This window comes from Cellvibrio japonicus Ueda107 (assembly GCF_000019225.1).
In the GTDB taxonomy this organism is placed as follows: domain Bacteria; phylum Pseudomonadota; class Gammaproteobacteria; order Pseudomonadales; family Cellvibrionaceae; genus Cellvibrio; species Cellvibrio japonicus.
Genome location: NC_010995.1, coordinates 3,366,029 through 3,390,281 on the forward strand (window position 1 = coordinate 3,366,029; position 24,253 = coordinate 3,390,281).

The window sequence follows — 24,253 nt, forward strand, 5'->3', positions numbered from 1 at the left end:
GTGGCACGTATAAGTGAGCTAGTCAGTACGTCCACGCTTGCGTCGACGTTTTTCCTCGTAAAGCAACTGGTCCGCCTTGGCAACCAACGCTTCCAGGGAAACCATCTCCTCTGCACGAAAGCTGTAACACCCCAAACTGCAACCGAGATGATAGGCCAGGTTACTGGTTTGGTTATAGCGGTCGAATTGCTGGTACAGTCGCCCCCGCAAATCCTCTTCACCCTGCTGGCCGGAAGTAAGCACAACAAATTCGTCACCACTCAAACGGGCGATTAAATCATCCGCACGAAAACTGGTACTGATCAAACTTGCAGCAACACCCAATGCAAGATCGCCCTCACTGTGTCCATGGGTATCGTTAATCTTTTTCAAATCATCAAGATCGATAAATACCAGGCGTATATCGCGCCCGCCGTGGCTGTTTACCCAGGCTGGGGCGCGGTGGAAAAAACCGCGCCGGTTGAGTAACCCCGTCAATTCATCGCGCTCTACAATATTGATAAGGCGGGCATTCTGATGGTTGCGGATATCCAAATGACGCTGCAAATGCTGCTGCTGTTGTTGTAACTCCTCAGCTACTATGGCGCCTACCAATATGCTGGAGAGTTCATGGCGCAACCACTCCAGGGGAATGCGCGGATTATCCGTCATATCCAGCAGCAACAAACCATAGTGTCGATTTTGGTGGAAGATCGGCAATACAACCTGCACCAACGAGCGATTGATACAAGGCGTTTCGCCCAGTAAAACATCCAAAGGAATAAGTTGCCCCGGGCGGGATTGGTCTAATTCGCCATTGACCATCACTAACATCAAACGCAATTCGCGCGGAATATCCACACCAAATAATTGATAATCAAAACTGTGGGGATAAAGTCCCATAACGCATTGGGTAACCCCTATCTGGCGCAGAGTTGTCTCCAGCAGCTGACAAATACCCGCCAGCGAGAAATCGGTCAGTTGCGTTTTAACCAGACGAGAAAGTATCTCCGCATCATGCTCCTCACGTTGACGAATCGATAGCTGATAAGCGCGCAATTTATCAATAATCACCAATTGCCACTTTTGTAACTGCTCTGCACACGCCAGGATATGCCCCACAGAGGGCGCTGAGCGTAAAGAGGGGCACACATCCAATAAATGGCGCTGCAAATAAAACACGAGTGCCTGTAAATGGCTAATATCACCTTCAGTTGCCAGGCATTCGTTGGCGAATTCACCAATAGCGACATCCATCCAGCCGGATTTTTCAAACTGACGTAAGCAATGCTCAAGGAATAGCAAATAGCTTTTATAGACAGTTGCCCGTGTTTCCGGCAACCCCAGATCAGCCAATATCCGCTCGCGATAATTCGCCCCCTGCTCTGCCGGGAAAGCTTTGCTGTCCTGCCGTGCACCACCGCGTTCACCAATACAACCGCAGGATTGCCGCACGACCAAACGCATAGGCACCTTGGTCACCAGGGGAATGGAATTGCCCTGCATGTGCGACAACAATAACTCCAGGGCAATTTGCACCTGGGTCGTCATGGGTTGGTGCACGGTAGTAATCATAGGTGCTTCGCGCTGGGCGGACAGCAGATTATCAAAACCGCAAATGGCAAAATCGCCCGGCACATGCAGGTTGCGTTCCTGCGCTACGGTCAATGCCGCCAATGCCATGGTGTCATTGGCGGCGACCAACGCCTCAAATGGCACCTGTCGCGCCAGCAACTCCTCCATGGCGCGTCGCCCTCCATCGCGCTCAAAATTCCCCTGCACAACCAGCGCCGGTTCAAAGGGAATATGTGCTTTTTGCAAGGCGGAGAGATACGCTGCAAAACGCTCTTCTTCATCGAAGTGGCCATCTGCTCCACGCATATAGGCAATACGGCGATAACCGTGGATCCCTATCAGGTGGCGAAACAGCAACTCCGCACCGGCGCGATTATCCACAATGACCGAGGGATTACCCGGCGCCACAAAATTCATACTCAACAGCGGTGTAGAACCGAACAGCGAGAATACCTGGCTGATCTCGTCCTCATAGGCTCCCGCCTGGTAGCTGTTGGTAAGCGATAAAATACCGTCCAATGGCAAGTGATACGCCAAATCAAACAGCACATTGAATTGGCGATTAAACAATTGGGTAGAATGCAGGTGTCGTCCGGGGAAAAACACCAGCCGCAAATCATGCTGGGCAGCTTTTTGCATAAGCCCCAATACCAGGGCAGCGGCAAGGTCATCATCAACTCGATGAATCAGTACTCCAATGGTTTTGGCAGCAGCACCCGTGATGGGGGGGATATCCGGCGAATCGGATGTGATCTCAAAACTGGTCAAGCGCACAGCTCCTGATACAGGGATGGGCAAGGCACCGGAGCATTTCACCAGTCAACCTGACCTGCCCCGTAAATACATGGCACAAGTATAGGCAGAATTCCCAATCCAGCCGGATTTTCTGCCCCGGCGTTGTGCAGTCTGTGAGGAAACCTCACGACTAATAACAGCCCAGCTTCTATACTCTTAAGGCAGGCCGGATATACCCTCAGGTATGGTCTGTCAGGATTGGAATCCTGTGTGCCCGGCAAGGGCGCACCTTAACAAAAGGCAGTAACCGTAATGCCCCATGAATTTCGTCAAGCCTTCAGCGAGCTACGCCAGGCATTTATTGCCGGTCTCCCCGAACGCGCCCACAAACTTGATCAGGTTTGGACCCATCTGCATCGCCTGAATTGGAACGAGCAAGGCATTCGCGCCCTGCAACGGTTCTTCCATAAACTCAGCGGCAGTAGTGCCACCTACGGCTACACCAGTATTAGTGGCAACGCCCAATACCTGGCTGGCTACCTGCAGGAACTGCTGGACCTCAAACGCCAACCGGGCAACAACGAACGCGAACATATCAACCAGCGTATAGAAGCGCTGCGACAGCAGATGGTGCAGGCGAGCGAGCTGCCCAGCCTGACAGAGGCGATCGGTGCGCCACCACTGGCCAACCAAGCCCTCTATAACCAACAGTTGGTGTATGTCATTGAGCCTGATCGCGGCCATGCATCTCTCGTATGTCGCTACCTGCGCCGCGCCGGTTTGCAAACCCAATTCTTTGAAAATGTGGGTGACTGCATGACCCACCCCCATGAAAACAGTCCGCAGGCCATCCTGCTCGATGCCGACCTTCACCCCGAAGGGGTCGTTGCCGTTATACGTTCACTCAAGTCGTTATTCAGCGAGCCGGTACCGGTGTTGCTTATGTCCGCGCGCAGTGATGCCCACACTCGCCTGCGCGCATTGCGCGCCGGTTGCGATGACTACCTTATCAAGCCGCTGAACTTTAATTTACTGCTGGAAAAGCTGCTGCAAACCCTGCATCAACCCAATCGTATCTACCGCGTCATGATTGTGGAGGATGACCAGGATATGGCCGAGCTGGAAGCGGAAATCCTGCGCTACGCCGGTATGGAAGTCCTGTGTATCAACCGCCCCCTGCAAAGCCTGGAGAAAGCCAACACGTTCAAACCGGACCTGGCCATCCTGGATATGCACATGCCGGAAATGAACGGCATAGAACTGGCCAGACTGCTGCGCCAGGACCCGGAGTTTTTACTATTGCCCATTATCTTTGTGACGGCAGATACCGATGTGCAGCTACATCGGCAAATCCAGGCCCTGGGGGTTAATGCGCTGCTGGTAAAACCGCTCGCAGCAGAGCAACTGATCAAACTCTGCGAGCAAGCGCTGGTCAGTACCAATTCACTGAAAAACCGGGTGGCGCGTATTACCCAACGCAGCTACCAGGCTCACCAGATTACGCCCGGTTATTTCTTTGCCGCCGTGGAAGAGGAAATCCACAACGTCAATCTCGGCCAGGACCAAAGCGCCCTTTATTACCTGAGTCCTAACCATTACCAGGAACTGGTTGATCGCCTGGATCGCATTGAACTCAGCGCCTTACATGAAGCCTTTTGCGAACACCTGGGGGAAATCCTCGGAACGGATGAGCATTGGGTTGAGCTGTCGCCCTTAGTGGCCTGTGTGATGACCTGTCGACGCAGCCTGCAATACCACCACCAACGTGGAGAACAATTGGCCAAGCACCTGAGCCAACACCCCTACCGTATCCAGGCTAATCCCCTACTATTGGATTTTGGCGTGGGCTTGGTGCCCCTGAACATCAAGCTCGGTAGTGCGCACCAGGCGCTCCTGGCCGCTGAAGAAGCCTTTGAACAACAAACCGGTCACCCTCCGCAAGGTGATAACCATATCCCGACACCGCCCCATCCCTTGGTCAATACAAACGCCGGATTCACTGGAGATTCGTTGGATATCAACAAGGATCTGGTACTGACCTTCCAGCCAATCATTAGCCTGGAAGACGCCCAGATAGAGCACTTTTCGGTACTCACCCGCCTGCGCCGCAGCGATGGCGAACTGATTCCCGCCAGTCAGTTCCTGCGCCGCCTGGACGAGCCCGGCAAGCGCCTGGAATTGGATCGCTGGGTCTTGCAAAAAGCAGTCAGCACCATCGCCGAAAACAGCAGTACCCGCGAACACGCCACACTCTTTATGCACCTGGATAAGGAAACCCTGGCGAAAAAGAACTTCTTTTCCTTTGCCGCCAATGTACTGCGCTCTTCCCGCCTACGCGGCAGTGGTCGCCTGGTATTTATGCTAGAAGAACCCTGGGTACTTGAACACCCTGCCCTGGCCCAGCGCATTGCCCAATCCCTGCTCGACATAGAATGCGGTATCTGCCTGACCCATGCCGGTAACAGCGAGCACAGTATCCGGATTATTAACCAATTGCCCCTGCATTACGTCCGGCTTTCACCGCACCTGACCGCGCAGGGCTACAACCCCCAGGAGTTGAAAGCCATACTGGCTGCCGCACGGGATAATGGCGTCAAGGTTATCGCCACCCAGATCGAGGATTCACACAACCTCTCAAGCTTGTGGATGCAAGGTATCCGCTTATTCGAGGGCTTTTTTATCCAACCGCCAGACAGTGTTTTCCACCTGCAAAACGACATTGTGTTTGCCAGGGAGTTTATACAACAGCCAGGTTTTGACCCTGCCAGCCAAGGCTGATCAACACCTGCGGGACCTGCCAGAATTTGCCAATAAACGCAATAACTTATATATTGGCCGTTCGTTTTTGCGCGCGTTGAGATGCCGACCTGGCAATACAGGTGAGACTCAGGCAATACGGGTAAGACTCTGGCATTAAATCCTGCGCAGCTTCACGACAAGTGTTTGGTGCAGCCACATCACCTGCGCACCACCACTGGTTAATCCCCCCAATTCCCGCCCGATTAGCCCGTTTATGACTGGCTGCGGGGGTTTGTTTTTTTGGAGAATGCAATGTCCAGCCTTATGAACACTTTCGGCACCAGAACACTCACCCTTGTGCGGGGCGAGGGTAGCCGCGTGTGGGATGACCAGGGCAAATCCTATCTGGATGCCATTAGTGGTATCGCTGTCTGTGGCCTGGGCTATTCCCACCCGGCTGTAACCAAGGCACTGGCCGAGCAGGCCGCCACCCTGATCCATGTCTCCAACCTCTACAATATTCCCCAGCAACAGCACCTGGGCGATTTGCTCACCCAATTCAGCGGTATGGAGAAAGCATTCTTCTCCAACTCCGGTGCAGAAGCCAATGAAGCGGCGATCAAGATTGCGCGCAAATACGGTAATGACAAGGGCGTAAAAAGCCCCTCGATTATCGTGATGGAAAACAGTTTCCATGGCCGCACCATGGCCACCCTGAGCGCAACAGGCAACACCAAAGTACAAATTGGCTTTGAGCCCCTGGTTGAAGGCTTTGTGCGCGTCCCCTATGACGACGTACCTGCGGTAAAAGCCGCGCTGGCACAGCACGACAATATCGTTGCCATACTGGTCGAGCCCGTACAGGGCGAGGGCGGCGTACGTGTACCGGCAGCCGATTATCTCAACCAACTGCGCACCCTGGCCGATGAGCATGATCTGCTGCTGATGCTCGATGAAATCCAGACCGGCAATGGCCGTACCGGCACCTTCTTTGCGTTCCAACATAACGGCATACTGCCGGATGTATTGACCACCGCCAAAGGCCTGGGCAATGGTGTCCCCATTGGCGCCTGCCTGGCACGCGGCAAAGCCGCCGAGGTATTCCAGCCAGGTAACCATGGCACCACCTTTGGCGGTAACCCCCTGGCCTGTAGCGCCGGGATTGCCGTACTGGAAACCCTGCGCAATGACAACCTGCTCACACGCGTGCAATATCTGGGCGATAAACTGCTAGCCGGTTTCCGCCAGGCACTGGCAGGTAACACCAAGGTGGTCGATATCCGCGGCAAGGGATTAATGCTTGGTATTGAACTCAATGCCCCCTGTCCTGAGCTGGTTCAGAAAGGGCGCGACCTGGGAGTATTGATCAATGTAACCGCCGGCAGCACCATCCGCCTGCTGCCCACCTTTATTCTCACGGATGCAGAAGCTGACGACCTCATCAGCAAGGTGGTTCAACTGGTGACAGAGTTTTAAACAAGCGCGCGCAATAACGCGCGCGCTGCAATAAAAGAGCAACGATTATGGTTCCCTCAAAGGCACCGAGACATTTCCTAACCTTAAATGACGTCAATAGCGCCGAGCTGCAACACATCATCGCGCGCGCCATCGAACTCAAAGCCCTGCTCCGCCAGGGCAAAGCACCAGCCCTATTCGACAATAAAGTGCTGGCGATGATTTTCGAAAAAAACTCCACCCGTACCCGGGTCTCCTTTGAGTCCGGAGTTGCCAAGCTAGGTGGTCACGCTATTTTCCTGTCAACCAAGGATTCCCAGCTGGGCCGCGGCGAACCCATCGAAGATGCCGCACGCTGTATTGCCAGCATGGTAGACATGGTCATGATTCGCACCTATGGCCACGCCACCGTAGAACGTTTTGCCGAGTATTCGCGCGTCCCTGTCATCAACGGCCTGACCGACGAATACCACCCCTGTCAATTACTCGCCGATATCCAGACCTATGTGGAACAGCGCGGCTCACTGGCGGGAAAAACTGTTGCCTGGGTCGGCGATGGCAACAACATGTGTAACAGCTATATCCAGGCTGCCGAGTTGTGTGACTTTGAACTGCGTATCGCCACCCCCAAAGGTTTCGAACCGGAAGACGAATTTGTCACGCCTTACCAACATCGCGCCAGCGTTAGTAACGATCCGCGCGAAGCTGTTGCCGGTGCCGACCTGGTGGTTACCGATACCTGGGCGTCCATGGGCCAGGAAGATGAAAAGAAACAGCGCGAAAAGATTTTCATCGGCTACCAGGTCAACAAGGAACTGATGAGTTACGCCAAAAGCGATGCCCTGTTTATGCACTGCCTGCCCGCCTATCGCGGCAAGGAAGTCAGCGCCGATATCCTCGACGCACCCGATGCGGTGGTTTGGGAAGAAGCAGAAAACCGTATGCACGCGCAGAATGCGCTAATGGAATTTTTATTTAATCAATAGTCCCTGCCAAGGTCGCCAGCCAACGCTGGCGACCACTCAGCCGCCCACTACAACGTCTTCTGGCCCCTGCCAATTTATCTTCCCCGCCACTCAACCGGCGCAGCCGTAACTTTTATGACTGGCCAACGGCCCGAAGCCACTGGCATTCCGGTTCGCCCGTTTAATTATTTTTCATGAAATACCCATGCGTTTTATCAGCAGCACCAAAATGGCACATCAGCAGACAACGTTGTCAATTGTCGCACCACAAGCACGCCACTACAAACACCAAAACATGACAATCTTTCCCAAAAGTCAGGATTTTTGCCCCAAAACCATGCTTTTAATAACAATAGGAAATCTAAAATTATTTTTATATCTCTTATATGAATAAAAATAAGGGAAACATGCCTCTCTTGTGAAAAAACAGTTTAAAAATGACGTAACTTTTAGTAACAAATAAAAAACATTCAGACCTATAATCTTCCCTGCGCGCGCTTCATCATTCCAATCATCCACTGAGTTTATGTTGAGGTGTTTATCATGTTAAAACCCCTGGTTTCTGCCGCTGTTTTTGGGCTCGTCAGTTTCGCCAGTGTTGCCCAGGCCGCTGATTTTGTTTCTCACCGGGAGGTCTCCGGTGTTATCACTAAAATCAATGCGGCAAAACATACAATGACCGTCATGACCGAGCAGGGAAAGACCGAAAATTTTTCGATTGCGCCCCATGCCCGTGTTGCTACCGTGAAAGGTAAAAACCTGTCGCTGAGCCGTTTGGAGATCGGTCACAGCGTCACCCTTAAGCAACGCTTTCAACCCCTTGCCGGATCAGAAATCAAAGGGGAAATTCTCGCGATTAATCACAGCGACCTGAGTGTAAAAATTCGCGAGATGAACAGCGGCAATATCCTCCACGTCAAATTTGACGAGCAGGCCCACAGCACTGGTATAGGTGCCAACAGTTTTGAAAACCTGCGCAGAGGGAATGATCTGGTTGTTCGCAACACTGCCAAATAACAACAGCTCTATGTTTTTTCATTTCTATAAGAACTGTTGCATGACCACTGCAACGAGCCCCGCGTCAGGGGCTTGTTGTCTCTCAAACACTTAAATTGACTTCCTGGACAACACCCACCTCACCCGTCTCTTTCAGATAGATTCCGGAGTTGGCAATTTCGCCCAGCGAATTGTTATTCGTATCTTTCAATTGAAAAGGTGAGCTTACATGGCCGAGAAAAATCGCCCCCACATTCATATCACCTAACGCCATTAACTGGGAACTTCCATCTTCGTTCATCATCCAGATACGCAATTGATGATAAATACTGTCCCCCTCATCAATAAACTGATTACCGTCCTCATCAAACTGCGCCAACTCGGCAAACCCGCGTCCAGTCGTGGGGCCAAATAATTCGCTGCCGTTATTGATAATGCCATCGCCATTACGATCCAACGCCAAAAAACCGCTGCCAGGCCTTAGCATGGCAATCTGTTCCTCAGTGCCATTGCTATCCAGGTCAAATGCAAACCGGGTCTGGCTAAGCTGCGCCCCCAAGCCATCAAAATTAATAACCAAGGGGTCAACCATCACTGCATCGCCCATGCGAATCTCCAGGTTAGACTCGCGCACAAATTCGCGGCTCATCGCCAAATCCACATGAAATGAAATCTCCCGGCCATCCTGGGTTCGAATAACCCCTTGGGCCTGGAACTGCAACTGCTCGCGCTCTTCGTAGCGCTCCTGCCGCTGGTAAACCAAACCTGCCCCGGAGCGCAATGCACGTAAAGGTAAGGATGTATCAACACTAATTAGCTTGGGGCCCGCCCCCTCCCCAAGGGTACTTGGGTCTTTCATATTCAAGGAGCGTCCACTGATAGCGTCAAAGGTCGCCTCCAGGATCATCAGGTTCAAGCGCGAGCGCGAATCCAGTTCTGTACTCAAATCCAGCGTCTGCACCTGACGATACCTCGCTAACAAAGCACCAGCCTGGGACAGATCCACCTGGATCGACTCTGTCGGCAATGGCTCAGGAACTGCTACCGGCACTGGCTCAGGCCCCGCCCACAACTGCAACCGCTCACGCACCAGGCGCTGTTCCTGATACTCCTGCTGCGCTGCCATCCGAACCTGTGCATTGGCAATAATCATCTCCACCTCCCGCAGGGTTAATTCAATAGAAAAAGGCTAACCAACCCTGTAGCGGCAAAAATGCGTATTTTTTGAGCGAAAAATATCGTTTAGATTAGAGTTTTTAGTTATTAATAATGATTAATTAATGACATCCAGAATCTATGTTCACATTCGAAGTTATGGTCACGCTACAACTGCCCCGCCCTGCAATACTTATCAATATAAGCATCCTGTGTCGGTATCACATCCAGGCATTTGCTAATCACCTGGCGAATACCGCGCAAACGATTCTCCAACTCTTCCACAGGCATGGCATCTACAATAGGGTTGTACCCCTCAGCCACTATCCCCTGGCCATGCATGACTGCCAACCAACTGGACTCATCAAACAATTCATTGTTATCCCGGTACAAGCGCGAACTGGAACGATAAAGTTCCAACTTGCGCTGTAAGGATTCAGGAATCTCCATAGTGCGGCAATGGTTCCAGAACGCCGAATCATCGCGCTGGGTTGCTTTATAATGGAGAATAATAAAGTCGCGGATACCCAGATATTCATCATCCATGTATTTATTAAATTTTTCCTGCTCCGCCGTAAAACTGTCTTTCCGTGGAAAAAGTCCCAGAAACTTTGAAATCACTGATTGCACCAGATGAATACTGGTGGATTCCAAGGGTTCAAGAAAACCGCTGGCCAACCCAAGTGCAACACAATTTTTATTCCATACCTTGCGCCGCTTGCCCGTGACAAAGCGCAACTGCCTCGGCTCGGCCAACGGCTCGCCATCCAAATGATTGACCAGAGTATCCAGTGCAGACTTATCATCAATAAATTGGCTGCTGTATACATGACCGTTACCCGTGCGGTGTTGCAGGGGAATCCGCCATTGCCAACCGGCTGTGTGAGCCGTTGCGCGGGTGTAGGGAATCAATGGTTCAACACGCCTGCAGGGAATGGCAATGGCGCTATCCGCCGGCAAATAATGGGACCAGTTTTCATAGCCTGTATGCAAAGCACCTTCAATCAAGAGCCCCCTGAAGCCGCTGCAATCCATAAAAAAATCCGCTGCGTGTACCGAGCCATCCGTCAACAACAGGCTTTTAATAAAACCATTGTCATGGTTTTTATTGACCTGGGTAACCTTGCCTTCAACGCGCCTTACTCCCAACGCTTCTGCATAGCGGCGTAAATAGCGCGCATACAAGCCGGCATCAAAATGATAGGCATACGCAATTTTGGCCAGAGGGGAATTGGGGACATCCATTGGCCGGGTAAATTTATTGTGATAACACGCCTGTATATTCAACGAGTAATCGCTGATATCCGGTGACAAGCCCAATTTAAATGCTTTTTGCCAATAATGGTAAAATTGTACATTGTGAAGATCTGTACCATAAGTGCTAAAAGGATGAATATACGCACTGCCGATGGATTTCCAGTTGACAAACTCAATGCCCAATTTAAACGTACCCTGGGTTGCCTTGATGAAATCATTTTCATCAATCCCCAGCACACTGTTGAAAATGGAAATCTGCGGGATAGTAGCTTCACCCACCCCCACGGTACCTATCTCTTCCGATTCAATTAAAGTAATCGAACAATTGCGCGTAGTAATCACCTTGGCCAGGGCAGCCGCGGTCATCCAACCCGCCGTACCGCCACCGAGGATGATAATGGATTGGATATTATTGGAATCACTCATGTTTATATTCGCCTACAAAACAATGTGCTCAGCCCGGTACTACCATAAAACAAAAGCACAGCTATACGCTGTGCTTTTGCCGTAAGTACATCATGTCATTAACAAGCAGCCAAGAATTAGAAAGTTGCCTGTATAAACAATCCCACTCGACGATCATTCACAAAGTAAGAACGCGGAGTCCTCACCCCCTCCTGGTTGTATTGGATGGATGTCCGGGTCACTTCATCCAGCAGGTTGTTGGCCTCCAAACCGATTTTGATGGTATCGTTCAAACTGTAGGATGCAGACCAATCCAGTTGCCCCGTCGCCTCGCCATAAATGGGCGAGAAAGCAATCACATCGCGCGAGTTGAGCAAGTAGCGTGAACGCCAGCTATAAGCGAAACGCGTCTGGAATGTGCCATTATCGTAGAAGACCACCAGGTTATAATTATCTTGCGATAATCCCTCCAGTGGTAAACCGGTAAAGTTCCTAAAGGTGTCCTCTGGACTGTCGGTAGGATCGAACTCTGAACTACCATCATCCGCATCACCATCGATATAGGTGTAGCTGGCCTGGATACCAAAATCCGTCAGGGACTCATGGATAAAACCAAGTCCGGTTTGTCCCGCCAGTTCATAGCCGCGAATCTCTGCCGATCCACCATTAATCGTCCTGGTAGAACTAACCTCCTGGGTAATACCATTCTCGGGATTGGTCACCAGCTCCGTTTCCGTAGCCTGGCGGAAATAGCCATCGACATCTTTATTGAATAAGGTCAGCGTCAACGATCCCAAATCATCGAAGTACCATTCGAGGGCCAAATCCACATTAACGGCTTCTTCCGGTTGCAGGTAAGGATTGCCTGCACCATTTGCGTAGAAACCTTCGTGGATAACACCAGTCACTGCATTGGAATCAGGATCGTTAAGGACGGTCATAACAGACGAGATATTGCGTTGGTTCCTGACAGCATTCAATTCAGGCAGGTATATGGCCTCAGATACTGCCAACCTGGCCAGCAGATCATCGGTCAACTCAACTTTAAGGTTGAAGCTCGGCAACACCTTGTCAAATTTTTTACCCCTGATAGTAGTGGCCAGCGTCCCATCGCCCGTCTGGTAATCAATAACATCCTGCGGCAAACTCGGATCCAGTCCGGGATTTTGCAACTCAGCACCTACAGGATTGGGGAAATTGCTCGCACCCGTGGACGCAAGCTCATAGGTAACATACCTCAAGCCAACATTACCCGAGTAACGCAGTGCGCCATCTTCACTGCCAAAATCAACCCGCACATAGGCGGCGTAACGGTCTTCCTCCGTCACATAAATTTCCGAGGGCAGGAAGCTGGTTCCAGGAATAACACCTGCCCGACGGTGCAACGGAACCCAGGCACCATCAACTGTCCTGCCATCATTAGCAACCAACTTCTGGTACATATTTTCCGTACTGGAAAGGAAAGATTCTGACGGGAACCAGAAAGTATTGTTGCCTTTTAACGCATTGCCGGACAGGTGTGAATCAAAGGTAAATTGCTCCACCATGCCAGCATCCAGCAAACCATCATAGAAGGCTTCGCTCCCCTCTCCCTGTGAAGACCATGTCTCTGTCAAACCACCCCAGTTCCAAATGGTTTCACGCACAGTCACTTCGCGATTGGAAAAACGTAAACCTGTTTTTACGCCGGTAATCCATTGGTCATCAAAGGTATATTCAGCATCCAGTTGCAGCGCAAGCTCATCACCCTCATTTTCGGAAATATGATCCATAGCCGAGCGCATGAAATAGCTTTCCGGATTTGCAACATTATCGTTAAGGAATTCCAGCTTGGGGTTATCTTCATCGCGGATATCCAGATAAATATCGGAAAAGAACTTACCATGGGCGGTGTTGTCTTTAATGCTGTTTTCCGCTTTTACATATTGAACATCTGCCCAGAGCGTCAAATTATCACTGGGCGATAATTTCAGGTTAAAACTCCAATCATTGATAACACGCTCATCTTCACGCGCGCGCGCGCCGGCAACATACGGCACATTACCCCAGGGGTAGGTTCCCCCCAGCAAGGTGCCCGACCTGAATTGGCAGGGAGTCGCATCGGAAGCCGGGCAGGCAAAGGTGTAATCATCACCGAGTGTGATCCGGTCTGTCCCCGCATCACCGGTAAATGGTTGCGCAGGCGATTCAATAAAACGCTCGTTCCAGGCGACGGTTGAATCCGAGCGGATAAACTCCAGAGTGGCCAGGACTGTATCTGATGGATTGGCCCATTGCAGTGAACCGGCAAAGCCTAAACGGTCTCGATCATTAAACTGCTGACGCGCTGAAGCGGCATTGGGCACTATGGGTGTAACGCCGTTGCCTACATCCGGGGCATCTTTTTCGTAATAGTTGTAAATCCCTATACCATCACCCCGCGAGGTGAAGTTGGATGCAGAAACAGAAAAGAGGGCTCCCACTTTACCCAGGTCTGTGTCCCACACATTACTCACAATACCGGAGATAGACGGATTAACATCCTCTATCAAATCACCATAACTACCCTTGACAGTGACCCCGGCGGTAAAACCGTCTTTATCAAAAGGCTTGCGTGTATTCAGGTTAATCGTTCCCGCGATGCCGCCTTCAATCAAATCGGCAGTCTGGTTTTTAGCAACCTCAACAGATCCAACCAACTCGGGAGGAATATCGGAGAAACTCATGCCGCCATCGGCACCAGCGCTAAAGGCATCGCGGCCATTAAATTCTGCCCTTACACGGTTCAAGCCCCGAATAGTGACATTCCCCCCCTCAACAGAAAAGTGATCCGGGTCATCAGAAGCTTCAAAACGTTCAATCGCCACACCGGGCACACGCTGTAATGCTTCAACAACGGATTTATCCGGCAGTGCGCCAATATCACTCGCCGTAATCACGTCAGTCACTGTTGCGGAATTACGTTTTATTGCCTGCGCACTCTCAAGGCTTTGCTTAATACCATAGACGACCACCTCCTCAACAGGTGGCTCGGTATTCTGCGCATAAACCGGTGCATTTAATGCAACTATACACATTGCCAACAAAGATTTTTTAAAGAGAGGTGCCGATTGTGTTTTGTTGGTTTTTTGCTGTTTATCGTAGTCTTGTTTTTTATAGTTACTCATAACCAAGCCTGTATGTGAATTATATGTAAGAGTCTTATCCCCGCACTGCTTCTAGCGCAGAAAACCCGAATGAACGCCACCCTGAAATATCAGGCACAGCTATCACTCCAATAGGATACCTGCCAACAATAGCCTCCTGTTTCAATCAACAGTTCGTGAAGTACAACCTGTGTATTTTCATCCTGTATTGCATTCGCCCCTCAACGCTCTCACAGCAATCCGGATTACAACAGGCAATTGCCAACCGATAATTCAGTAGCCAACATTGACTCCCAGCACTTAATTTCGGCTATCAACTAACTTAGCCAAAAGGCACTTGCCACAATTAGCGCTTTTATTATTGAGAGCCGGTACTGCCCTATCTACTTTTCATCTTATTCATCTCCAGAAATTAACGTCAACCCAAAGTCCTTCTAAAAAACAAGCATATTAGAAATATCAACACAGATTTTTTATTGCTATATCAAACCAAAGACATACGAATCATCATCTGTAATTTTTTTGTTTCGTCTATGAAAATAATCTACAATACACCAATCATTTTATTCAAAATGACCATAAGCCAGCATAAAAAACCAAAATAGATCAAAATTTAATCCATCGCTATAAAAAATAAATCAGTATTTTTTCAAACAATAGGATGTCTGTAATTCATCGGAGCGTTGATCGGACACGCAGGTACCAATGGCAGGAACTTAAAATGTGTGGGCATTTTTTAAATGCACTGATTAATAAAAATCCTGGTATGGAATAATTTCCAAATAATCCATTATTGTTCACTGTATTGAACAAAAGTACGAAGGGCCGTTGGCCAGAAAAATTTCAATCAGAGCGCATTAAGAACTGTTGCGAGCTGCTGCAAAAAAAATTAAAAAGGACTAATTTTCTAATTAATTTTTTGCAATCAGGTCAGCGCAATCCATTAATCTGTTAAAGGTTAATTGCTGGCTAACGCCGCTAGCTGACGCTTGTAACGCTGATGGAGGATATTAACGCGGAAGACGTAGGTTTTGGTTTCTTCGTAGGGAGGAATGCCATTGTGGCGCGAGACTGCCCCCGGCCCTGCATTGTAGGCGGCGGTTGCGAGGGTGATATCGCCATTAAAGCGATCGAGTAACCAGGCCAGGTAGCGTGCGCCGCCCTGGATATTTTGCGCGGGATTGTAGGTGTCCCCCACCCCCATATCCTTGGCTGTCGCCGGCATCAGTTGCATTAATCCCATGGCGCCTTTGCGCGAGCGCGCGAGTGGATTGAAATTGGATTCTGCATGGATAACAGCGCGGAGCAATGCCGGGTCAAGGTTGTAGCGTTTAGCCGCCTGGCCAATGGAGTAACTGAATTCACTGAGATAAAGTTTGGTGTGATGCCAATCGACTCTCGACAGGGCACTGCAGGCATAACAACTGTTATAGACAATGACCTGGTAATCCGTCTTGTGCGGGACACGGTCCGAAAATGTGACGGCACCGGCTTTGTGATATTTATAAAATGTAAATGGCTGCTTTTTGGATTTTGCGGCTTCGGCAGCCTTGCGTGCGGCTTCCTCGGCAGCGGTTCGCTCTGCCACACGCCGAACCTGCTCTTCAAAATCCACAGGTTCACCCGGTTGAACGTCCATTACAGCTGCAGCAACCGGTGCCTGTTCGATATGGGCATCCAACACCGACACTTTGAAATCCCGCCCATCGGCCACGACCTTGCCTGCCCACAGGGCCAGTAACAGGCAAAGTTGTATAGGGAAGGACTTCATTGACAAACCTCAGGAACGCACGACAGATCCCGGGAGCGCATCATCCACAGCCAGATGAATCAGCGAACCGGGCCTTTCAGTGTAGCCCAGAACCGGAGCTGCACCTGTCACCAAAAGTGGTTTTCGTGAACAATTCACGCTATGGATTATGACTCCAGCCACACATCGCGCGCCCAATGCCATACCGAAGGCCAGGTTTCGTCGGTCAGGTCGCCATCGCGCCAGAACACCACTTCGCCCTCCGGTTCGACACAGTAGTAGTTGCCATTCACTTCACACAGCGGCATCAGGTAACGGGGAACCCCCAGGGACCAAGCAGTAGCAGTCACTTCCGGCAGGTAGGTATGGGAATGGGGATCAGCCGCCGTGACGGGCTCAATACTGCCATAGACCACATCGCTGACCTCCAGCAGGAACCTACGCATATCGCGCGGGATAGGCAGGAGGATCTCCTCCTCGATCTCGACTAGCTGGTCCTCGTCGGGTAAGTCCAGGGGGACGGGGACGGGTTCGTTATATTCGCGCAATAGCTCGATAACGTCTTCCATCGGGCAACCTGTTTGTGGATAAGGGAAGTGGACTATAGCCCGAAGCTTTACCAGGGCACAACCATCCCTCGCCGCACCGACCCGAACCAGGGGAGCCACTAGAAACCATCTCGAAAATCAGCCAGCGAGACTCAGGCAAGGCGAAACGGCAGCGAGGAGCGGAGCTGGCTTTTCAATGCGGCACCAGGCCGTTGGATGATTTTCGAGATGGTTTCTAGCGGCTTGCCGGCATGTCCGCACCGAACAGGGATAGCTGGTGATCGACCAATTCGTTCAGGGATTTATTGAGGAAATGCAGGATACTATCCGCCACGGGGGTGAGCTGCTTGTCGATATAGTGCTGGTAATCCACCGGACTTTGGCGCAACGACCAATCCACCTCATAAGTGCCCAAGGGCTCGGGGCCATTGATGGTCATGACATAGCTGATCCAATCCCCGCGCCGCAGGCGCTCCCCGGTCCACTGCACATATTTGCGCGCAGCCTGTACATGGGGCGGGACATTTTTCTGGTATTCGTGCAACTGGCGCCGCAGCCGCTTGCGGTAAATCAGGTCATCATCGCGCTCGCCCGCCAGTACAGCCGTCGTCGCAGTGCGCACGTACTCGACATAGTCTTCACCATCAAATACCTTGCGGTATAAATCGGCCTGGAACTGTTTGGCCAGCTGGGTCCAATCTGTGCGCACATTTTCCAGGCCTTTAAAAATCATTTCGCGCTGGCCGTTGACATCAATTAAACCGGCGTAGCGTTTTTTAGTGCCCAGCTCAGAGCCGCGTATGGTCGGCATCAGGAAACGCAAATAATGGGTTTCGTATTGGATTTCCAGCGCACTGTTTAGTTGATAGTCCTGTTGCAGGGTTTCCTGCCACCAGGCATTCAGTTCGCGCGCCAGGCGCACGCCTATGCTGTTGCATTGCTGTGGTGATTTGGGCGCATGCCCAAGGCAATTATTTTCCAGCCAGACAAAGAGCGAATCCGTATCGCCATAAATAACCGTGTATCCCTGTTGTTCAATCCAGTCGCGACTGCGCTGGATAATGTCATGGCCGCGCAGGGTAATAGAGCTGGAAATACGCGGATCAAAAAAACGGCATCCGGTTGAGCCCAGGACGCCATAGAAGGAATTCATAATAATTTTGATGGCGTAGGACAGGGGTTCGTTGCGATGTTGCTTGGCGCGATCGCGCGCAGCCGATAATTGTTCAATTAACTGCGGCAGTATATGCCCTTCCCTGGCAAAGCTGGCGCCATTAAAACCCGGGGCGGTGTGCGCCTCATCCAATTGCTGATGCTGGGCAATCCAGAACGCACAGGGGTCAACCAGGAAACTGCGCATAATGCTGGGATACAGGCTTTTAAAATCCAGCACCAGCACATTGTCGTAAATACCCGGGCGCGAACTCATGACATAACCACCCGGGCTAAAAACATCCGACTCCAGCTCGCCCAGATTGGGAGCGATATAGCCGCGCCGATGCAGGCGCGGTAAATACAAATACTCAAAGGCCGCCACTGAGCCGCCAACGCGATCGAGCAATAACCCGGTGAGCTGGCTGCGCTCCATGGCAAATTCGAGCAGGTGCTGCGAGGTGAAAATGGACCAGGCCAATTCACAGTCGCGCAGGTTATATTGCGCCAAAGCCAGTTTGTCATTGTGGAACAGGTGTGTAATATCGCCACCGCGATCACTGCCGCTGAGCAGTTTGCCTTCGCCTAACAACTCCTCTGCCACATGTTGCAGTGCATAGGTTTCAAAGCGCGGATTGGCCGCCTTGAGCAGGTCAATGCCATCCAGGGCAACACGCCCCGGAATTACCACAAAACTGCGCCCGCCATCGCCCTCTTCATGGCGCCAATGGATCGACTGCCCGGCTCGCCCCAGTCGCAGGGATATGTTCAAACGCTGACACAATTTTTCCAGTACCAGCAAATCGAATTGCACCAGATTCCAGCCAATGACAATATCCGGATCAAGTTGCTCGATACATACAAAAAATGCCTCAAGGCAAGTCCTTTCATCGCTACAAAAACGCACACTTTCTGTGTCTTGTCCCTCACCAACCATCAAGACTATTTTGGCCTGCTCGCACCAGATACCGATGGAATAGAGTTGCGTTGCATCCATGGAGGTTTCTATATCCAGTGACAGCATACGCAATGCAGGCCGCCATAGGGGCTCACTTACCGGCACCAGGCGCGGATTGATGAGGGGGGAGCGAGTGTCAGTGCTTTCCAGGTCGGCCGCAGCGGTAATGAAGCGCTCCATCAAATAGCGCTCAGTGGGACGGATATCACTTTCCCAATAGCAGATCCTGGCCTGGTCCAGCAGTGTCTGTGCATCGCGCGCCAGGCGATGCTGCTTGAAATAGAGTGCACAAACCCATTGGTTGCGAAAGGTTTTCAGCTCCACATCCGCCATGCGCCAATCGCGCAGGCCGCGCAATAACGCCGATATTTGTGCTGCCTGTTCACGTGCAATAAAAAAAACGACCTCCTGGCCGGTAACCTGGGTCCAGCAGGGGCCATTATCGGTCGCCCACCAGAAATCCAGCACGACACCTTCGCGGGTATCGCGCCATTGACGGGTGAGTAAAAAAGCCTGGGGCATGGTGGAATCAGGTCATCATCTGGCCAAAACTGTATAAGTAACCAGTATATCGCCTGCGCCTGCGAAACCCAACGGAAAAAACACCGGGGCTCCGGCTTTGCCATCACGGCAAGGGGGAGCCCCGCGCAACCAGTGGAGAGAATATGGGGATTATTTCAACACGCGACTGGAGCTTGCCGGATGCCAGGGTTCGGGCACGTACGTAGTACGCGCCAGCATTTTGTAATATTCCAGGTCGTGTTCCGGTTGCTCATAGTTGGCAGGAATGGGTCTACCGGCTACCGATTGGAAATAGAGCACACAGGAGTTCCGCCAGCGAACAGCCTCGCGCTCCTGCACCTGTAATAAGGCTTTGACCTGGGCAAAACGCGCTGCATCCACATAAGCCTCTTGCTGGTCCCAGGTGCGCTGCATGGCGCGAACCTGTTCAACACCTTGATAATATTTATGCACCAATTCTTGCCACAGGTTGCGACCGGATTGCATGCGGTGATCCCAACTCAGGTGATGGAACCACAGGATTAAATCCTCAGGTACGCTATTAAGATCGCCCCAGGCCTTGGCGATAGGCTCGGGATATTGTGCCAGGGCATTGGAGCCGGTTTTGGTGCGATTGAATCCTATGCCGGTTTTACTGGCGCGATGGTAATAAACCGCCGTCCAGTCTGCGCGCGGTAAGTCATCCGTCCAGGGCGCCGGGCCATAGTGATCGCCCTGTGAGTACAAATGCGTCAACCCAAGTGGTGAACGATAGTTAACCCCGGCCTCGCGCGACACCAGCATCATTTGTTTTACCGGTTCAATAAATGCCGGCTGGTTGCTGAAGGTCATACGCAACCATTCATCGGCAGCGGTGGCAGCACTGATCTGGTGATCCCAGGCCATGCGCCCGAACGCATACCAGCTGGATTGCACAAAGGGATGCCCGGTCCAGTTGCGGTCTGTGCCCGGATTAATCACACCGGCCATACCGGTATGGCGGGTTTTAAACACCTTGCCTTCGAGGATATTGCCAATGGTAGAACCCTCACCCCGGGCATGGGTTTCTGTTTTCAGGGATTCTTCAAACAAGGGCCCTTGATAGGCCAGGTGTGTCGCAAACCCGAAATATTCCTGGGTAATTTGGAACTCCATCATCATATTGGTGCGCGACATACCGGCAAACAATGCCGAGAAGGGTTCACGCGGCTGGAAATCAATCGGGCCATTTTTAATTTGCAGGATAACGTTATCGGCAAACTTGCCATCCAACGGCATAAATTCGTCATAGGCACCGCGGAAACGATCTTCAATATCCGGGTGATACACAAAGGCGCGCCAGAAAACCACACCGCCGAACGGCTTCAGTGCGGCAGCGAGCATGTTGGCACCCTCGGCATGGTCGCGGCCATATCCCTGTGGGCCGGGTTGCCCTTCAGAATCAGCCTTCACCAGGAAACCGCCAAAATCGGGGATATAGGAATAAATTTTTTGGGCGCGGGTTTTCCACCACTGCTGTACACGCGGGTCTAATGGATCCGCCGTATCCACGTCGCCAAACGCGCGCGGTGAATTGAAATTAATGGATAAATACATCTTGATGCCGTATGGGCGGAACGCATCGGCGAGTGCTGCGATTTTCTGCAAAAATTGATCACTCAATACACGCGGGTCGGCGTTAACATTATTGATCACCGTACCGTTAATACCCAGGGACGCATTGATACGCGCATAGTCGGTATAGCGCGGCGCTAAATAATTCGGCAAGGAGCCCCAATCCCACAGAGACAAACCGGCATAACCGCGCTCCACCACACGGTTAAGGTTATCCCAATGGTTAACAACACGATGCTGCAAGCGCGGGGCGCTGGACAGTGATAGTTTTTCCAACGCGTGCTGCGTCTGGATCAGGCGCAGCAGGTGAAAACTGCCATAGAGCACACCCACGTCGGAATTCGCCGCAACAATCACTACATGGCGCTTGTTAATGCGGGTCTGCTCCAGCAAATAGCCTTCAGCGCCCAGGGCTTGCAAACGCTCACCGAGATTCAGTGAGGCAATCAGGGGAGAATTGTCCGGGGTGCCAATGACCAGACTGTAGTCCTTGAGTTTTTCATCGCGCGCAACAATCGGTTTGTTCAGCAAGCCCGATAATCCTCGCTGTAATTCAGCAGCAGCCGCGTTTATGGTTGGACTATCGCCCGCCACATGCAGATGACGAATCTGTTTTTGGTAGGTTTTCAGCAACGTCTGGTCTGCAATGGGTTGGTAACGCAACCACATATCATAACCATCTTCAGTCTGGGCCATGGCTGGCTGCAGGCTGGCAAAAAACACAAGGCAAAGGAATAACCGGGCAAACGTGGACATAACTTAACTCAACCCCTGGTTGATTATTATCGGATAGTCGCTAGACTTATGGTCAATTGAAATATAACACTAGTATACAAGAACACCAAATCAATTACTGTTAAGCGCAGACATAAGAACTGATAACGCCGACATATCCATCACCCCCCAATCGATAGCGATAAATACCGAGGAATCCACTATGCAAGTATCACGCAGGAAACTACTCCAGCTTATGGGTGCCAGCGCCGCCCTGGTGCCAGCCGTTAAATTGCAGGCCGCCAGTGCCCCGACTGCCACTAGCCTGAAAACAGCGTACCAACAGGATTTCCTGATAGGTGCAGCGCTGAGTGCCAGCATTATTAACCAGGCAGATCCCCAGTTAGTTACCTTGATTGCCAGGGATTTTAACTCCATTACCCCGGAAAACTGCATGAAGTGGGGTGAGATCCGCAACGCAGATGGCAGCTGGAAATGGGCCGATGCCGATGCATTTGTCGCCTTTGGCGAACAGCATAACCTGCATATGGTTGGCCACACCCTGGTATGGCATAGCCAGATTCCCGACTCCGTATTTAAAAATAAAGACGGTAATTACATCAGCAAAACAGCCCTGCAGAAAAAAATGCAGGAGCACATCACCACCCTGGCAGGCCGTTATAAAGGCAAGCTGCACGCCTGGGATGTGGTCAACGAAGCCGTCGACGATAACCTGAAAATGCGCGAGAGCCACTGGTACAAGATTCTCGGAGAAGACTTTATTTACCAGGCCTTCAACCTCGCCCATGAAGTCGATCCCAAGGCGCACCTGCTGTATAACGACTACAACATTGAACGCACTGGCAAGCGCGAGGCCACGATTGAGATGATCAAACGCTTGCAAAAACGCGGCATGCCCATCCATGGTTTGGGCATCCAGGGGCATATGGGGATAGATACGCCCCCGATCGCCGAAGTCGAAAAAAGTATTATCGAATTTGCCAAACTCGGCTTGCGTGTTCACTTTACTGAACTGGATATCGATGTGCTTCCCTCGGTATGGGAATTACCGGTTGCCGAAATTTCCACCCGCTTTGAGTACAAACCGGAGCGCGACCCCTATACCAAAGGCTTGCCACAAGAGATGCAGGATAAACTGGCGCGCCGCTACGAAGACCTGTTCAAACTCTTCCTCAAGCACGCTGATAAAATCGATCGTGTTACCCTTTGGGGCGTCAGTGATGATGCCAGTTGGCTGAATGATTTCCCGATTCGGGGACGCACCAACTATCCATTGTTATTTGATCGCCAGCATGAGCCAAAGCCTGCCTACTTCCGTGTACTGGATTTGAAACAATAATCCAACAGCCCCCGGGGAAAACCCGGGGGCAATCTCATTACCAACGCATTTTTTCCCGGATAAATGCCGTCAATTTTTCTGCATTAGCCTTGTGTTGGGCAATACGCGGATGCTGGCCATAGCCGGTAAAGTCAAAGAAAACCGTATCCAGCTTTTCATCTTTATTATCCTTTCTCATGCGTGCTACCGCTGTCTTGATGTAGTCTGGCCATTTGTCATTAGCCGTTGCATCCATACTGCCCAGGGCACAGATAATTTCCGCCTTGGGATATTGCGCGCGAATACTGCGCACAAAATCGATATACGCCTGGATACGCTGCTCATCGTCGGGAATAGGCTGTAATTTTTTCTCGCGATCAATCAGCCAGCTATCATTCTGGAACAAATTGATCACCACCACATCCGGGGTCCACTGACTAAAATTCCAGCGACTATCGTTGTTACCTACCGCACTTAACTGATCGTAAAACTGCGGCATGATAAAGGGGAACCAACTGATCATAATGCCGATACCACTTTGTGAAATGGTATGCAATTCCGCATTCAGGTTGCGCGCCGTAATTGCGCCATAGGCCCAATAATGATTTTTTTCCGACAGCAAATGGTCTGCGCCATTATCAGCACCTTCGTTGCCCATACCACTGGAAATAGAGTCGCCGTAAATTTCCATGCGGCGCTTGGGGCGCTCAGGAGGCAATAGCAACCTGGCCCCATTGGCTAGCACCAATCCCTTAAACGCTGTGCTGCCCTCCTCACCCTCCGTGCGCTTGTAAATTTCCAGGCTGTGCTCACCTTCACCCAGGGTGCTGGAAATCCAATAGCTATGCTCACCCTGTTTGGCTTCCAGTACAAACGGATGCCGGGTTTCTCCATCCACAATAATATTGAAATAGTTTTTACCCAGTTCATCGTCCAGTACCACCGCCAGATAGGTACCGGTGAAATTGGCTTTGATACTGGTACCCGGCCAGGACAGGCGCGGCGCCTGCTTATCGGAAAAATCGACCCGACCGGTATAGAGATAATACGCATGGGCAGCGCCGATCAGGTTGGTGGCAGCCGGCTCCGCCTGGGCTGCCAGTGCGCAGCTCCACAGCCAACAAACAGCCAAAGGCAGCAAAAGTTTAACAATGTGTTTCATGGCAAATCCTCATCAAGGGCGACAAAAATTGTTGTTATCGTGTGTTGTTTGCCGTTGTGTGGAGGCCATTGTAGCTGATCTGCGCCGGGCATGGAGGCAATAAAAAACGGGGCGGCGAATTTCTCCACC

The 24,253-nt window shown here is 51.3% G+C and carries 14 protein-coding genes; 5 read left to right on the forward strand and 9 right to left on the reverse strand.

Translation table 11 applies throughout. From position 1 onward, the window contains the following. Nucleotides 1–18: 18 nt before the first annotated feature. On the reverse strand, nucleotides 19–2,322 hold the full coding sequence (locus CJA_RS13840) for a substrate-binding and GGDEF domain-containing protein (RefSeq protein ID WP_012488458.1): 2,304 nt from the start codon (nucleotides 2,320–2,322) through the stop codon (nucleotides 19–21). A 279-nt stretch (nucleotides 2,323–2,601) separates the two neighbouring features. Between CJA_RS13840 and CJA_RS13845 the strand changes: the two genes are divergently transcribed. From CJA_RS13845 to CJA_RS13860, 4 genes are all read left to right on the forward strand, one after another. Then, a complete protein-coding gene (locus CJA_RS13845; RefSeq protein ID WP_012488460.1) occupies nucleotides 2,602–5,067 on the forward strand; it encodes a response regulator in 2,466 nt (821 codons plus the stop codon). Nucleotides 5,068–5,340: 273 nt separating this feature from the next. Continuing rightward, on the forward strand, nucleotides 5,341–6,504 hold the full coding sequence (locus CJA_RS13850; RefSeq protein WP_012488461.1) for an aspartate aminotransferase family protein: 1,164 nt from the start codon (nucleotides 5,341–5,343) through the stop codon (nucleotides 6,502–6,504). Between the two features lie 47 nt (nucleotides 6,505–6,551). Further along, entirely contained in the window at nucleotides 6,552–7,469 is a 918-nt protein-coding gene (gene argF, locus CJA_RS13855; protein WP_012488462.1) for an ornithine carbamoyltransferase, read from the forward strand. A gap of 522 nt (nucleotides 7,470–7,991) precedes the next feature. Beyond that, the gene (locus tag CJA_RS13860) at nucleotides 7,992–8,465 is read left to right on the forward strand and encodes a hypothetical protein (RefSeq protein WP_012488463.1); all 474 of its coding nucleotides are present in this window, start codon (nucleotides 7,992–7,994) and stop codon (nucleotides 8,463–8,465) included. A gap of 82 nt (nucleotides 8,466–8,547) precedes the next feature. On the opposite strand, the gene CJA_RS13865 is transcribed toward CJA_RS13860, so the two are convergent. From CJA_RS13865 to CJA_RS13895, 7 genes are all read right to left on the reverse strand, one after another. After that, on the reverse strand, nucleotides 8,548–9,597 hold the full coding sequence (locus CJA_RS13865) for a hypothetical protein (RefSeq protein WP_012488464.1): 1,050 nt from the start codon (nucleotides 9,595–9,597) through the stop codon (nucleotides 8,548–8,550). A gap of 170 nt (nucleotides 9,598–9,767) precedes the next feature. After that, the gene (locus CJA_RS13870; protein ID WP_012488465.1) at nucleotides 9,768–11,282 is read right to left on the reverse strand and encodes a tryptophan halogenase family protein; all 1,515 of its coding nucleotides are present in this window, start codon (nucleotides 11,280–11,282) and stop codon (nucleotides 9,768–9,770) included. Between the two features lie 116 nt (nucleotides 11,283–11,398). After that, complete coding sequence (locus CJA_RS13875; protein ID WP_012488466.1) at nucleotides 11,399–14,407, reverse strand: TonB-dependent receptor; 3,009 nt, start codon at nucleotides 14,405–14,407, stop codon at nucleotides 11,399–11,401. 937 nt (nucleotides 14,408–15,344) lie between these two features. Further along, nucleotides 15,345–16,157 carry a lytic transglycosylase domain-containing protein gene (locus tag CJA_RS13880; protein ID WP_083766873.1) on the reverse strand — a complete coding sequence of 271 codons (813 nt, stop codon included), beginning with the start codon at nucleotides 16,155–16,157 and terminating at the stop codon, nucleotides 15,345–15,347. A 146-nt stretch (nucleotides 16,158–16,303) separates the two neighbouring features. After that, on the reverse strand, nucleotides 16,304–16,705 hold the full coding sequence (locus CJA_RS13885) for an SMI1/KNR4 family protein (RefSeq protein ID WP_041551551.1): 402 nt from the start codon (nucleotides 16,703–16,705) through the stop codon (nucleotides 16,304–16,306). A 214-nt stretch (nucleotides 16,706–16,919) separates the two neighbouring features. After that, a complete protein-coding gene (locus tag CJA_RS13890; protein ID WP_012488470.1) occupies nucleotides 16,920–19,316 on the reverse strand; it encodes a DNA polymerase II in 2,397 nt (798 codons plus the stop codon). A gap of 150 nt (nucleotides 19,317–19,466) precedes the next feature. Beyond that, on the reverse strand, nucleotides 19,467–21,665 hold the full coding sequence (locus CJA_RS13895; RefSeq protein ID WP_012488471.1) for an extracellular xylan exo-alpha-(1->2)-glucuronosidase: 2,199 nt from the start codon (nucleotides 21,663–21,665) through the stop codon (nucleotides 19,467–19,469). A 181-nt stretch (nucleotides 21,666–21,846) separates the two neighbouring features. On the opposite strand from CJA_RS13895, the gene CJA_RS13900 reads away from it, so the two are divergent. Next, nucleotides 21,847–22,983, forward strand: a complete 1,137-nt coding sequence (locus CJA_RS13900; RefSeq protein ID WP_012488472.1) for an endo-1,4-beta-xylanase — start codon at nucleotides 21,847–21,849, stop codon at nucleotides 22,981–22,983. Nucleotides 22,984–23,020: 37 nt separating this feature from the next. On the opposite strand, the gene CJA_RS13905 is transcribed toward CJA_RS13900, so the two are convergent. Next, nucleotides 23,021–24,124, reverse strand: coding sequence for an SGNH/GDSL hydrolase family protein (locus CJA_RS13905; protein WP_012488473.1), 1,104 nt, complete (start codon nucleotides 24,122–24,124; stop codon nucleotides 23,021–23,023). Nucleotides 24,125–24,253 lie beyond the last annotated feature (129 nt).

Bases quoted from the DNA above. Each gene is read 5' to 3' on its own strand.
- CJA_RS13860 (WP_012488463.1), top strand. From the start codon at position 7,992: ATGTTAAAACCCCTGGTTTCTGCCGCTGTTTTTGGGCTCGTCAGTTTC.
- CJA_RS13850 (WP_012488461.1), top strand. From the start codon at position 5,341: ATGTCCAGCCTTATGAACACTTTCGGCACCAGAACACTCACCCTTGTG.
- CJA_RS13870 (WP_012488465.1), bottom strand. From the start codon at position 11,282: ATGAGTGATTCCAATAATATCCAATCCATTATCATCCTCGGTGGCGGT.
- CJA_RS13895 (WP_012488471.1), bottom strand. From the start codon at position 21,665: ATGTCCACGTTTGCCCGGTTATTCCTTTGCCTTGTGTTTTTTGCCAGC.
- CJA_RS13885 (WP_041551551.1), bottom strand. From the start codon at position 16,705: ATGGAAGACGTTATCGAGCTATTGCGCGAATATAACGAACCCGTCCCC.
- CJA_RS13865 (WP_012488464.1), bottom strand. From the start codon at position 9,597: ATGATTATTGCCAATGCACAGGTTCGGATGGCAGCGCAGCAGGAGTAT.
- CJA_RS13890 (WP_012488470.1), bottom strand. From the start codon at position 19,316: ATGCCCCAGGCTTTTTTACTCACCCGTCAATGGCGCGATACCCGCGAA.
- CJA_RS13875 (WP_012488466.1), bottom strand. From the start codon at position 14,407: ATGAGTAACTATAAAAAACAAGACTACGATAAACAGCAAAAAACCAAC.
- CJA_RS13900 (WP_012488472.1), top strand. From the start codon at position 21,847: ATGCAAGTATCACGCAGGAAACTACTCCAGCTTATGGGTGCCAGCGCC.
- CJA_RS13845 (WP_012488460.1), top strand. From the start codon at position 2,602: ATGCCCCATGAATTTCGTCAAGCCTTCAGCGAGCTACGCCAGGCATTT.
- CJA_RS13880 (WP_083766873.1), bottom strand. From the start codon at position 16,157: ATGAAGTCCTTCCCTATACAACTTTGCCTGTTACTGGCCCTGTGGGCA.
- argF (WP_012488462.1), top strand. From the start codon at position 6,552: ATGGTTCCCTCAAAGGCACCGAGACATTTCCTAACCTTAAATGACGTC.
- CJA_RS13905 (WP_012488473.1), bottom strand. From the start codon at position 24,124: ATGAAACACATTGTTAAACTTTTGCTGCCTTTGGCTGTTTGTTGGCTG.